This is a genomic window from Adhaeribacter terrigena, assembly GCF_016623615.1.
Taxonomy (GTDB): Bacteria; Bacteroidota; Bacteroidia; order Cytophagales; family Hymenobacteraceae; genus Adhaeribacter_A; species Adhaeribacter_A terrigena.
On sequence record NZ_JAEHFX010000006.1, the window covers coordinates 184,389 to 197,778 of the forward strand.

9 protein-coding genes and 5 tRNA genes are annotated in these 13,390 nt (G+C 42.7%); 5 read left to right on the forward strand and 9 right to left on the reverse strand.

From position 1 onward, the window contains the following. Positions 1-234: 234 nt before the first annotated feature. Together I5M27_RS12800 and I5M27_RS12805 are read right to left on the reverse strand one after the other, a co-directional pair. Positions 235-1,479, reverse strand: coding sequence for a hypothetical protein (locus I5M27_RS12800; protein WP_200506636.1), 1,245 nt, complete (start codon positions 1,477-1,479; stop codon positions 235-237). After that, positions 1,476-4,064: a DUF2339 domain-containing protein gene (locus tag I5M27_RS12805; RefSeq protein ID WP_200506638.1), complete on the reverse strand. Its 2,589-nt coding sequence runs from the start codon at positions 4,062-4,064 to the stop codon at positions 1,476-1,478. The genes I5M27_RS12800 and I5M27_RS12805 overlap by 4 nt, the downstream gene beginning before the upstream one ends. Positions 4,065-4,310: 246 nt before the next feature. On the opposite strand from I5M27_RS12805, the gene I5M27_RS12810 reads away from it, so the two are divergent. Then, on the forward strand, positions 4,311-4,799 hold the full coding sequence (locus I5M27_RS12810) for a lipocalin family protein (RefSeq protein ID WP_200506640.1): 489 nt from the start codon (positions 4,311-4,313) through the stop codon (positions 4,797-4,799). 88 nt (positions 4,800-4,887) lie between these two features. Here I5M27_RS12810 and I5M27_RS12815 read toward each other — a convergent pair. Next, positions 4,888-4,961 (reverse strand) — tRNA-Arg (locus I5M27_RS12815). 97 nt (positions 4,962-5,058) lie between these two features. After that, positions 5,059-5,132, reverse strand: a tRNA-Pro gene (locus I5M27_RS12820). An 823-nt stretch (positions 5,133-5,955) separates the two neighbouring features. On the opposite strand from I5M27_RS12820, the gene I5M27_RS12825 reads away from it, so the two are divergent. Beyond that, on the forward strand, positions 5,956-6,165 hold the full coding sequence (locus tag I5M27_RS12825) for a heavy-metal-associated domain-containing protein (protein ID WP_200506641.1): 210 nt from the start codon (positions 5,956-5,958) through the stop codon (positions 6,163-6,165). Positions 6,166-6,754: 589 nt separating this feature from the next. Here I5M27_RS12825 and I5M27_RS12830 read toward each other — a convergent pair. The 5 genes from I5M27_RS12830 to I5M27_RS12850 form a co-directional block, all read right to left on the reverse strand. Further along, a complete protein-coding gene (locus I5M27_RS12830; RefSeq protein ID WP_200506643.1) occupies positions 6,755-7,066 on the reverse strand; it encodes a phosphoribosylpyrophosphate synthetase in 312 nt (103 codons plus the stop codon). 421 nt (positions 7,067-7,487) lie between these two features. Continuing rightward, positions 7,488-7,561 (reverse strand) — tRNA-Arg (locus I5M27_RS12835). Positions 7,562-7,658: 97 nt separating this feature from the next. Beyond that, positions 7,659-7,732: transfer RNA gene (locus I5M27_RS12840), tRNA-Pro, on the reverse strand. Between the two features lie 104 nt (positions 7,733-7,836). Beyond that, a tRNA-Ser gene (locus I5M27_RS12845) sits at positions 7,837-7,925 on the reverse strand. A gap of 218 nt (positions 7,926-8,143) precedes the next feature. After that, positions 8,144-9,397, reverse strand: coding sequence for a T9SS type A sorting domain-containing protein (locus tag I5M27_RS12850; protein WP_200506645.1), 1,254 nt, complete (start codon positions 9,395-9,397; stop codon positions 8,144-8,146). 330 nt (positions 9,398-9,727) lie between these two features. Between I5M27_RS12850 and I5M27_RS12855 the strand changes: the two genes are divergently transcribed. From I5M27_RS12855 to I5M27_RS12865, 3 genes are all read left to right on the forward strand, one after another. Further along, positions 9,728-10,696, forward strand: a complete 969-nt coding sequence (locus I5M27_RS12855; protein ID WP_200506647.1) for a VWA domain-containing protein — start codon at positions 9,728-9,730, stop codon at positions 10,694-10,696. A gap of 150 nt (positions 10,697-10,846) precedes the next feature. Further along, entirely contained in the window at positions 10,847-11,977 is a 1,131-nt protein-coding gene (locus I5M27_RS12860; RefSeq protein ID WP_200506649.1) for a tyrosine-type recombinase/integrase, read from the forward strand. Positions 11,978-11,989: 12 nt separating this feature from the next. After that, entirely contained in the window at positions 11,990-13,327 is a 1,338-nt protein-coding gene (locus I5M27_RS12865) for a hypothetical protein (RefSeq protein ID WP_200506650.1), read from the forward strand. Positions 13,328-13,390: the final 63 nt, after the last annotated feature.

Consider the following 13,390-nt stretch of genomic DNA (forward strand, 5'->3'; position numbering starts at 1 on the left):
TAATTAACTGCACCAATTCGAAGCAACACTACACCGACATATTGGGGAGAAAAAAAGTTCGGAATATAGCATACCGATATATTTATTCTTATTAATATACATTTTAAAATCAGACCCTGCGCTTCCTTTTAAAATATTCACACAAAATATTCCTATTATTACAAAACAAAGACACCCGGCTTTCCAAAAAAAACCGGGTGCAAAGGAAAATAAAATTCAGGAAAACCGGCTTTACTACCGCGGCGGGCTTGCTTCCTTTAACATCTGATAGGTCATATAACCCAGAAAAGCGATCACCAGCAACAAGGCGATCCAGATCAGCGATTTATCCTGAAAAAACCGGTTAACGGCGCTTTTTCCAGCTTCGGGCATAGCGTTTTTGTTTACCGTGAGCGGTTCCAGAACCGGCAGATTCTCCGGAAGTTTATCTTTGAAAAACGGCAGATCATAAGCCGGCGCAACCGCTTTTTCGTTTCCAAAATGCAATTCATAGCGGCGGTTCTTTTTTAACTCTGCGATCAGGCTGGTTTTCAACTGATAAGCTTTTACCGCCAAAATTTCCAGGGGCGGATTATCGGCATTCTCTATTTCCACGTAAAATTCCTTTGCCCGGAAACCACTGATCTGAAAGGAATTGGCAGCATCTGACCGGAGCTGAAAATGATGTACCGGTACCCACGTTTCCTGCTTTTTATTCCGGCGGCTATAAACGGTTTCCTTTACAAAAACGGTAGCATTCCGGAGGTAAAAAGTAGTTGAATCGATCTCAAATTCCAGCTTATCGATCAGCACCGGCCTTTCAGATGAAAACCACAAAAAAGTTTTTTTCACCTGCGTGCTGTCGGTGCGGTCAAAAGTCAGATCCGGAATAATCTGGTACTGCCCTTTTTCGGCGTTAAAATCGTAAAAACCGGCGGCTAAAATATTGAGTGGCGCGCTGGCAGAATCGTTTATTTCCAGCTTGTAAAACTCGTAATCGGAAAGCGGAAAATGTAGCACTTTTACTTCCGAAGTTTCTTCCGTATTCGTAACTGACTGCAACACGTAATCGTCTTCCAGGGCAAACCAGTTTTGGGAATCGGAGCTGCCACTCAGGCTGGCTATTTTGCTTACGTTCGTGTTTTTTATGACCAGCCCGAGGTTGTTTATTTTGCTTTTTCTCGGGTTCTGAATAATTAGCGTGGTATTAACTTTCGGAACGCTGTTTTTGCTGATCACCGGGTATTCGCGGAAGTAACGGGTTGTTTTTTCGGTAGCGGTCCGTTCCAGCAAATAAGGCAGCTCGCGGTTCTTATCGTCCAGGATCCGCAGGTCTGAAAAGTCTGCATTGGTGTAACTGATAATTTCGGGGCGCAGGTTTATTTTATAAAACCCGTTCTCCGAAACTGCGGGCAAGGGCGCTTTAAACAGTTTTTGCTGTCCGAACCCTAGCGTTTTCAAAGTCAGCAATATCCAGAAAATGGCTACGGCTTTTTTCATGGCGTTCCGTCCTTTTGGTTTCCGGCTTCGTCTGCCAGGATCAGCTTTTTCAGATTCTGATACATAAACGAAATTATTAAAAGCAGCACGCCCAGGCAAATAAAGGCCGCAATTTTTCCGCCTTCCGAAATGCCGCGGATATCGAATAAAAAGAGTTTAAGCAGCGTAATGGCAAAAAGCGAAAGCGCAACAATGCGGAGTTGTTTATTCTTCTTTTTCAAGCCGATGAACATGAACGTAAACGCGCAGATTCCCCACAAGATCGGGAAGCCGACTTTATAGGTCTGGTGCTGCAGTTCGTAAAAATAAGCAAATTTATCTGCTGCGAACTGATCGCCTTTTAAGCCTGACGCGTTGGCAAATGGCAGGTTGAAATAAAGCACATGGTATAGTAGTTCGGAACTCGCCACAAACACAATTACCAGGCTTAAACCCCACACCAGGACCTTGGTCATTTTTGGCCAATGTTCTTCCAAAACAAACCGGTTCCGGTAGATAAAATACAGCAAAACAACCAGCAGTGCCAGACTCAGGTAATGAAACCAGAAACCGGTAAACTCCTGTACATCGTAGAGAAAATGTGATTCGAGCAGTTTTCTTACCTGAATATTATAGAACAGGCAATAAAGCGCCACCCCAAACATGCCCAGCAAAGTAATAGTCAGCGTAAGTTTGGGTTCATTTTTATGTTCCGCCAACCCGAATAAACCGGCTATAAAACCAAGGTTGTAACAGCCCAGCATGATGGTGCGGCTCAGGTTCGAATCGAAGTAGAAATTAAGCTGGTAATTCAGTTCAAAAAGCAGCACCAGATAAAGGGTAATGACCGCGGCAAAACCAAGCAATTTCCGGTACACCAAAGGCTGAAAATCGAATTGCTTGAACACGACCGGTTCCGGTTCTTTTTGAAGCAGCCACCGCAATGCCACCAAACTTAATATGCTGATCGCACCGGTAATAAAACCTTTGTTCAGCAGCACGTAATACGTTTCACCCGCCGGAAATCTCTGGTAAATATTCACCCAATCCATTGCCAGCGAAATCAGCATTAAACCGGTAATAATTACTGAACTGATAACGGCAAGTTTTATCCCCGTTTTCTGCGCAAACCACAGCAACAATACCGCTTCCAAGGCCCAGAACATGGTAATGTAATTGCCCTCCAGCTGAACCGGAATAGATAAACTTATAAAGGTGATCACCATACCGATAAGCAGGTAAACGAGGTTACGGTCTACCTGCCGGTTACGGAACAGCAAAAAGGCAAAAGCAAAATTAAAAACCGCCACGGCTGCCGTAAATAAACCTTGGTACATGCCCTGCTGAAATTCGTGCAAAATGGCCATGCCCGCCGAATAAAACAGGAAGGTATTGCTCACCAGGATCCCGATTTCGGAAGCCACGAAATGCGTACGTGCTTTTACATTGTTTATGATGTTCATCAAAAAGAAAACGGTATAGAAAAGCACCGCAAAAGTCAGGGCTCCCAGATACGGCGCATTTGGCTGCCCCAGTACCCGCGAAGAAAGCCAGCCGCCGTAAAGTAAAATGGTAGCGCCGTAACAGATCCAGTTAATTATTTTCCAGTTTTTCAGGTAAGCCAGCACCAGCATGCCCACGTTCAGGATCAGGATGTAGGTAAAAAGCACCACGTAATTTCCTTCGCCGGTGCTCACCATAAACGGTGTGGCAAATCCGCCCAGAATAGCCAATACCGCCAGTTCTACCCGGTTATACGACACTGAAAGCAGCACCGAGAAAGCCGTAATGACTACCATCACCAGGAAAGCCGCCGTCTGGTTTAAAAGCTGGTATTCGTGAAAAGCAATGGCAATGGTGAAATACAAAACGGCCAGACCACCGCCCACTAAAACCGAGCTGAAGGCCGAAAATGATTTCCGTAACCGGTGCGCCAGCCCGATCAGAACGCCGCCCGCCAGGATCCCGATGAACACCCTTCCTATCTCGTTGATCCAATCCTGATCGATGGCAAATTTCACAAAATAGCCGATGCCTAAAACCAGGATGGCGATGCCGATTTTGTTGATCAGGTTTTCGCCGATGAATTTCTCCAGATCCGGATTGTTGTGCATAAAGCGCTCCATAAAACCGGGTTGCGGCTCTTCGTAAACCGGTTCCGGGGCAATTGGCGGGGTATAAACCGGCTTTTCAGCGGCTGGAGTTTCCTCAACTTTTTCAGTCGTTTTCCCTACCGTTTCCGCAGCATTGCCTTCAGTTTTTTCTGCAAGTTTCTCCCCGGGTTTTTCTTCCGTTGCCGATACCGTTTTTGCTGGTGCTGTAGCAAATGGGAAAGCTGGTTTTGGAATTTCAGTAACTTCAGGAGGGGTTAAAATTGGTGCCGCCGGAGACGTAACCGTAACTGGTTTTATTTCTTCCGGGGTTGCTGTTTTTTGCAGCGATGGTGGCGTCTGCTGCCGGCGCAGCAATTCAAGCTCGGCCCTGATGCGCAGCAGTTCGTCTTTTATGGTTTCGAAACGCAGGCTTACTTCCTGAATTCTTCCGGATAAAATATTGATTATAAGAAAAGCTGCCACTACAATGGCCAGAAGCAACATCATTTCCATGCAAATTTTTATTGAAATTCAGGTAAAAACCGGAATGGCAAGGGTATTAAAATTACGGTTGGAAGTTAAGCATTTAATAAATCCGATTCGAAAAATCTCATCAGAACATTTTTATATAAACGGCCTGGTTTAAATTCTACCAACCGGAGCACCTTGTGCGGATTTCAGTTTTCAAATAAACTTGCAACACCCTTTGGATGTAAAATGAGAATTGCTTTACTTGAAGAAAATATAACCTGAAAGGTCATGGTAAGAGAAAGTACCGTTTATCTTTTTGCTGCGGCTTTGCTGTTCAGTGCCTGTAAGAAAGATGAACCCGTGAAACCAGAACCGGCTGCCACTGAAATTTCGGCGCAGGAAAAAATAAGCGGCAATGCTTCGAAAAGCTGGGTGTTAACAAGCTGGACCACCAAAGAACAATTCGGCGTGATCACCAACAGTTATTTAACCCTCGATTCCTGCGAAATGGATGACGAGTACACGTTTTACGCGAACAAAACCTTTTTGCGCACAGATGGGAAGTTAGCCTGTAATCCCGGTTCTAATACCATCCATCTTTCAGCGGCTACCTGGGAATTACAGAAGAATAATACCGAATTGAAATTCAATACATTTGGTGGTGGCTCTGTCTTTAAGATCAAAAGCCTGAGCAATACCACGCTGGTGCTCAATCTTCCGCTTCTGATTCTTGACAACGACACAATTTCTACTACTTATACCTTTACCGCCAAATAATTCCCTCTTTTCTTAGCACTAATCTTAACTGTTATTAGCGAGGATCAAAAACAAAAAAGCCCTCCAGAAAATTCTGAAGGGCTTCAAGTGATCCCATTTGGATTCGAACCAAAGGCCTACTGCTTAGAAGGCAGTTGCTCTATCCAGCTGAGCTATGGGACCGGGGTAAAAAAAAATTACGAATTATAAATCAGGAATTAAGAACGTTCTTGCAGAACAGAAACCATAATTCGTAATTCTAATTCGTAATTTAAATAAGTCGGGGTGGCAGGATTCGAACCTACGACCTCCACATCCCAAATGTGGCGCGATACCGGGCTACGCTACACCCCGAACTTTGCTTCATTATATTCAGCGCACAAAGGTAGTAATATTTCTTAAATCCGCTACCAGCTGCCGCATATTTTTTCGTCTTTTTTTGCTGAATTTCTATTATTATGCAGTCTTTCAGCCATTTAAAATTCGTTTTCTGCCATTAAATTCCTGACAATTATCCGGTTGCTTGAATAATCCTCAGGTAAATGCTTCTGATAAGTCCTGTATAAACCAATCAACCCTTGGGTTCAGGAAGTAAGACTTCACTTAAAAGAGGCGTTACAAGCGTAAGATCCTGATATCAGTTGCATTGTCAGGTTATAGGTCCCACAACTTTCACTGGTAAAACATTTTGAAAATCCAGTAACCTTAACCACCTTTTCGCTTCTGGCGTCAAACTTGATAAGGTGATTTCCCAAAAAAAGCCGCTACCCGTAATGATTGCCGAAATTTAAATTCCACTATCCTTACCCATGCCAACCCGAATCTGAAAGTAGGAACGTCAAATTGTTTCCGATAATGAAGCCCGGCCAAAAACGCTATACTTTTACTCTTAAAAACTGCTCTTTCTCCAGCCAGATTAAATATCAAATAAAATGCTGTGGCTGCAAAAATTTTAACCGTAGTTTTTCCTGTTAAAAGTATAGCGTTTTCCAGGTGCTTTCAAAAATGCCTGGAAAGAAATTTCAGCTAAAAAGAGGACTTAAAATTCGGTAATGCACTGCTCCTACAAACAGTTAATAATATAAAAAAAGCGAATTCTATAAATGACAGCTAAAATCCTGTAACGCTTTCGGGGATATGGCGGCGTATCTTTGCAAGGTACTTTAAAGCACAAATTATGAAAGACCTGAAATTCAAAACCAATATTAATTGCGGTGGTTGTGTGGCCAGCATTACACCTTTCCTGAACAAAGCTGAAGGCATTACTGAATGGAACGTAGATACCACCAACGCGCAAAAAGTTCTGACTGTTTCTACTGAAAAATTAAACGAAGCGGAAGTAATTAAGCTGGTGCAGGAAGCCGGTTATAAAGCTGAAAAATTGTAATTCAACACGGAAGAATTTTAAACAAAAAACGGCAGCCAAATTGGCTGCCGCTTTTTGTTTCCTTGCTATTTAATTTACTTCAATTCCTTCCGGAACAATTGCGCATTAATAGCAACGATTATGGACTCCTGCTCATTAAAACAGCTCCAACCGCAGAATCATGATGCCGCATTTTTAAAGTAACCCGGCTGCCAAAGGCAAAAAAGCCATCCATTTTCAGTTCCTGGCTTACACTTTCGTCACTCTTTCGATATCGCCGGTTAAAGCACCGTTTTATGTCCTTTTCTTTAAGATCGGAATTGGCAGTATGCAGGTTTCACCATTTCAGATCACGCGGGCTTCGATAGGCGTTTTCCTCACCAGAAGTTCGGGCGCGCTGGTAACTCCATTAACAATTTCATTTTGACACACAATATAGTTACGATTTGGGCAGCCAGCTCCCAGAAAACTCCGGATCTTTTATAACCTATGCAATGGCTTAACTAATGCCTTACGCGACGGTTATGGCAATACCTACCTAAGGGCATTTTAAACTAAATCTCCCTTTTTTCCGGTTGATGTTGTTAATGCGTATGATCGGTCAATTAGGTTAAAAATAAGCCGATTTAAGTTTCGCTGCCATTTCCGGCGACACCGAATCGGCATACATGCCATAGGCATCTACCAACACTCCTTTCTGGCCGGTCCTGGATGATATACCGTAAACCACCGAGCTATCAGCAGGATTGCTCATGCCTTCAAAACGGTATACTTCTTCGATCGTAAAGTCTTCGGGATTCAATTGTAATTGCGCCTGAGGACATTTCAGGCAATCGCCTTCCAGATTAAAATCCAGGGCATAACCCCGTTTCTTCAGGTCATTCAAAGCTTCGAGGGCCGAATTGTAATGAAATCTTTCCATTTCTATATTTTATAGTTCGGTATTAATATTAAATCAACCCGCTGGTGGCTTAGTGGAAAATACTAATTTTAAAATTGATAAAAGCTGGTATTTCGGAAGTTTACAGAAAGTTAGCATGGCCGGAGTACTAGCTGCAGGTTTAGAATTTGACCGGTAATTCTGCGGAATCATTATTTTTACTGAAAGAGGTCGAAATTAATCCTTGTCTTGAAAACCTGAATTAATGCAAAATGTTCGGGAATATTTTTAAGAGAAAGCAGATAATCAGCACCTAAGATGCCATGAATGAGTTCTGATCACATTAATTCGAATTTCAAACCGGGAGCCTGAACGGGCGTTCAGGATTTTTTAATTTTGAATCGTTTAAATAAACAGGATCAAAAACAAAAAAGCCCTCCAGAAAATTCTGAAGGGCTTCAAGTGATCCCATTTGGATTCGAACCAAAGGCCTACTGCTTAGAAGGCAGTTGCTCTATCCAGCTGAGCTATGGGACCGGGGTAAAAAAAAATTACGAATTATAAATCAGGAATTAAGAACGTTCTTGCAGAACAGAAACCATAATTCGTAATTCTAATTCGTAATTTAAATAAGTCGGGGTGGCAGGATTCGAACCTACGACCTCCACATCCCAAATGTGGCGCGATACCGGGCTACGCTACACCCCGAACTTTCACTCCTGAATTTCTGCTTTTGGGCTTTCATTCAATCGTGGTGCAAACTTAAAACTTTTTTGAATTAAATCAATCAATTCGAAAAAAAATAAGTTCAGCGGAGGGGGGGGGATTCGAACCCCCGGTACAGTTTGACCCGTACGACAGTTTAGCAAACTGCTGGTTTCAGCCACTCACCCACCTCTCCATGACCCTTTCTGCTAAAGGATGTGCAAATATACAGAATCTTATTTCAGAATTGCAACAGCAGGTTCTAATTTTAGACCCAAAAAGGTTAAAAAAAATTCCCTGAGCAGCTTAATATTCTGATTTTAAAATACATAAATTTTTAAAGATTTAACTTTTTTCCGGTAACTTCTTAAAATCACCGTTACACCTTCCTTTATACGCGGAGCAATTGCTCCGTTACTGGAGCACCAGTTTTTGGCGCTTAATTATTTTGCCTGCTTTCAGGGTTACCAGGTAAACACCTTTGGGTAAACCACTTAGATCAACAGCAGCTCTGGAGACACCCTTTCCAGAAGAAAAAACCTCCCGGCCCGTCAGATCAGTAATAAAAAGACTTTCGGTAATTCCTGGTTCAGCCAGATATAAGGTTCCGGTGCTGGGATTCGGGTACAGCAATGCCGCTTGCACAGTATTTGGCTCTGAAACACCCAAGGCGCCCCCACTCCACTGGTAAGAAACTCGGGAATTAACGCCTGAGGTCCAGCCGGCATTTACGCTGGCAAAGGCTACAGCCATGTGAGGCATAGAATCTAAAGTTGCCCAGTTAAGGCCGCCATCGGTAGTGAAAGAAGACCCGGCAAAACCGCTGCTATTGAAACCGGTAGTAACAAAAACACCCGGAACCCGGGGCATAGCGGCCATATCGTAATCATATATATCGCCCTGAAACATCACATTAGTCCACGTTAAGCCCCCATTGGTAGTTTTAGCCAGTTCCCCCATATTACTCATTGCCAAACCATTATTCCCATCCGTAAAAGCAACCGCCTGAATTCCGAACAAGGAGGTGTTGGCAGCCGTCCAGGAAAGGCCTTTGTTTACTGAACGCAAAATACGGCCTTCGGAGGTTCCGACCCAAATAGTATCGCTTACGGCAGCTTTGGCAAACATCACGTATTCATCACCGTTACTTCCGGAAAGAATTGCTGGTAAACTGGCTGCGGGAACTCTTACCCAGGTTGAACCGCCGTTATTGGTGTGGTAAACCTCAAAGTACCCTCCTACCGGGTCGCCAAAAACAACTCCGTTGTTCGCATCGAAAAAATGGATCACGGAGGGGTAACTGTTAGCATTGGTGTAGGTATTGCTTCCCTGATTAACCCAGGTCTGGCCACCATTACTGGTTTTCTTAATCATGCCCCCGCCCAGGGTATCTGAAACCATGGCAACCCAAGCGGTACTGGCATTTATGGCAGTTATGTTGTTAATTATTTGGTCCTGGGGATTGGTAACCATACCACTTTGCCAGGTATTTCCGCCGTCAACAGATTTCATGTAGGCTTGTCCGGCAGGGTTTATATCGTCGGAGCCGGCGGCCCAGATCACGTTATCATCAACGGCCTCCATCTCATAAACCAGCACGTCAGAAGAAAAGCCTAGTGGCTTGCTGATCCATTGCGCCTGGGCTGAAAACCCCAGAAAAATTGACATAAAAACAGGAAGTAACGCTCTTTTCATAGAATGATGCCTAAGGTTAAATAAAAAAGATGATTGATAAGATTCAGGTAATTATGGTATGCTCCGGCAAGAAAAAACACCAATTAAACTGTGATCGGGATGAATTGTTTTCTGCCGGGCGAAATAAAGGTACGTAACAACCCCCTACAAAGGTCAACCGGAAACAGGGGAATTTTCTGAGTTGGAAAAAGTAGGTCCTGAACCGGAAAAATAAAGCTGTAGCGGCAAACTACCAGGGAAGATGAAAGCAGTAGGGCGGAATTCCTGAATTTTGTACCTTTGGTCTCTTCCAATTTTCAACGAATGACCTGGAGCCAGCCCTTTTCTTTACTGGAGCTTATTTTCGGCATAATTTTCATCCTGCTTTACGCCGCTTTCCTGATCCGGATGAAAAAGCTGGCAAATACCCTGCACCAGAAACCGCACCTTGTCTGGCTGAAAATGCTGCTACGCATTACCTATTTTACGCTGCTGCTCATTGCGCTGCTGGGGCCTTCTTTTGGGGCAGCTACCAAAGAAATAAAAACCACCGGTAAAGATATTCTGGTTGCCGTAGATCTTTCGCAATCTATGAACGCCACCGATGTGCAGCCTTCGCGCCTGGAAAAAGTAAAATTCGAGCTTCCAAAATTGCTGCAGGAATTCAATTCAGACCGCATCGGGCTGCTCATTTTTTCTTCCGAAGCCTTTGTTCAAAGTCCGCTTACCTTCGATCAGAATGCCCTGAAGCTTTACACTGAAACGCTGAACACGAACCTGGTGCCGCACGCCGGAACCGAACTGGCCGCTCCGCTGGAAATGGCGCTTCAAAAATTTAAGGAAGAAAAAACGCCGCAATCGCAGCAAACGGCCAAAATCCTGGTGCTGATCTCCGATGGCGAAGATTTCGGCGAGAACCTGAAAAAACCACTGCAGGAGCTGGAAAAAGCTGGTGTTAAGGTTTTTTCGCTGGGTGTGGGCTCAGCCGATGGCGGCAATATTCCGGAAGGAAATGGCTTTAAACTGGATAACGAAGGCAATAAAGTTGTTACCAAACTGAATATAGAAGCACTGCAGGAAATTGCCTCGAAAACGAACGGCGAATACTTCGAGATAAACCAACGGGCCAGCGAAATAAACAAACTGATCAGTGCAATAAACAACGTGAAAGGCAATGTGCGACAGAGCAAAACCATAGACGTGAAGGCCAATAAATATTTTTACCCTTTGCTGCTGGCTTTGCTGCTCATGCTTTTCGATGCTACCATTCGTTTTAATACCTTTAAGATATGAAGATACGGAATCAAAACATATAAATAACAAACATACACAAAAGCCGCTTTAACACTCATTTTAGCGGCTTTTTTATCGCCTTGTTTGTACTTACTTTGTTTTGTTATTAGTTTATTTTGGTTAGATTTGTTCCTCAAAGTGTTCCCCAAAATGAAAAACATCAGAATAACGCTCCGGACAAAACCGATAAAAAACAATAAGGAAAGCATTCGTTTGGATTGCGCCCCGCCATTGGTGAACCCGGCAACCGGAAAGAAAACCCGATGGATCTATACTGGCCTGTTCCTTTATGCAAAACCCAAAAACCAGCTGGAACGGGAACACAACAAAGAAACCAAAGCATTGGCCGAAAGCATCCGCGCTCAGCGCCTTCTTGAGGTTCAGGCCGGCCAGTATGGCTTTATCGAAGAAAAGGCCGTTGAGGTCAATTTAATTGAGTATTACACGGCCCTGGCAATTAAAAGGGATAATGGCGAATACGGCGTTTGGCAATGCTCCCTGAAACACATTAAGGAATTCTTTGAGCCCAACAAAACCCTCAACGATCTGAAACTTTCTGAATGCGAAGCTTACCGGGAATACTTATTGCAAGCCGCCCAGAATAACAATTTCAAAACAGAAAAAACCGGGATAAGCCAGAACACGGCCAGCGTTTATTTCAGCAAACTAAAAACCGCCCTGAAAGAAGCCTACAAAAAGGAAATCCTGAAAACAGATTTGAACGGCCGGCTTCCAATCATTCGTGCCACAGAAACAGACCGCCAATTTTTAAGCATGGAAGAGCTGCAGGCATTGGTTAATGCCGATTGCAGGCGCCCGGAATTAAAGCAAGCCGCGCTTTTCTCTGCCCTTACTGGTATGCGGCATTCGGATATTAAAAAGCTTACCTGGTGCGAAGTACAGCACAGCAAGACCGGCGGGTACTTCCTGAGGTACAGGCAACAGAAGACCGGCGGCTCAGAATTATTACCTGTATCTGAACAGGCGGTTTCACTACTTGGTGAACGTGGTGAGGACAGTAGCAAAGTTTTCGAACTTGACTACTCAAAGCACAATAATGACCTTTTGAAGGAATGGGTTAAAAACGCTGGGATTACGAAACACATTACTTTCCACAGTTTCCGGCATACCTACGCCACACTGCAAATCAGTTTGGGAACCGACCTTTTCACCCTTTCCAAAATGCTCGGGCACCGGGAATTAAAAACAACGCAGATCTACGCGAAGGTAATGGATAAGGCCAAACAGGAAGCGGCCAACAAAATAAAGTTAAACTTTTAACCAGGGAAGAATATGGAAACATTGACGAGAAGAGGCAGAAAAGTAAAAACTATTGCAGATTTAAAAAAACCAAAGGCATATCCTTTACAAAATTTTGAAACGCTAAAAACTTTTATAGGGTTTAATGAAATTCTCATTGATCTTGACAAACTAAACCTATATTCAGAAGATTCTGAAAGGTTAGAATACTGTAATTCACTTTTCTGGTATATTGGTCTTTTGAATAATAACTGGCAAAAAGTCCCGGATATTCTATACATAGTTATCAATGATATTGAAGAAAAGAACATTTCAGAAAAATACGGCAACGTATTCTTGACTCACTTTTTAAAACTCATTAAAGGCTATGAATTGCATCCATGGGAAAGAATACCAGCACCAAATGCAAGTGGGTTTTATAATGATTGCTTTTATCAATTTCTTTATCGTTTCTATAACGAAATACTATCAGGAACAAAGCGCAAAATCTATATTTTTAATACCGGACAGTATGCATTGGAGCATTTCTTTATAAATGGTGATCATAAACTTAGGAGTGAATTTTTTATTGAATGTTACTATTATTTCAAAAGAAGATATTTAGAAAAATACAACCCTGTAGAATTTTTAGGATTAGTTAATGAATACATTTCTTATGCTTTTGAAATTGGCGTAGGAAACCCTATACGATTTTTAGAAGCGATAACGAAACATCGTAATGACGCCAATGAAATTGAAAAAGAAATCGAATGTAATGCAGTATTATATTGGGTTCTATTAGGTATAAAATACAGGCTTGGCCCCAACCCCTTCATTTCATATTTTTCTGAACCATGGCAAAAAGAACCAATATACAATCAATCAAGCGAAAATGAATTGGACCTGCTATATAGGTTTTTGAATGGTGAAGCAAAAATTCTTAATTGTTCACCAGACTTAGATCCGAACTCCCCACAACTTGAAAGAACCCCTGAAGTTGAATTTTATATAAAAAATAAAGAAGTTGAAACGAAAGAAGTTGACAAAGGTAGTGATCTACAATGTTCGACGATCCCCAACGGAATTAAAGCTTCAAGGGCAGCTCATGCACTAGCTTATTATTACAAACAGGTATGCAAACTTGTCCCACACTCTGAAATGAATGAAGATGGTAAGGTTGCTGCATTAGAGAAGTTAGGAAGTTCGCATGGTTACGAACCTAAAGGATTTGTAAACATCTATTATGATGTTACTAAAAAGGATCAGCGAGCACAGCATAATAGATCAAGAAGCATAAAACAAGCAATTGTGCTTTTAGCTGAATTTCCTGAAGCTCGAGAAAAGGCTATGAAAGAATTGAAGGAATATGAGCCAGCTTATGAAGCCGCTTAATCAAAAAACATATAGAAAATCAAAGTTTTAACCAGTTGTAAAAGTGGTTGTAACCAGTAGTTA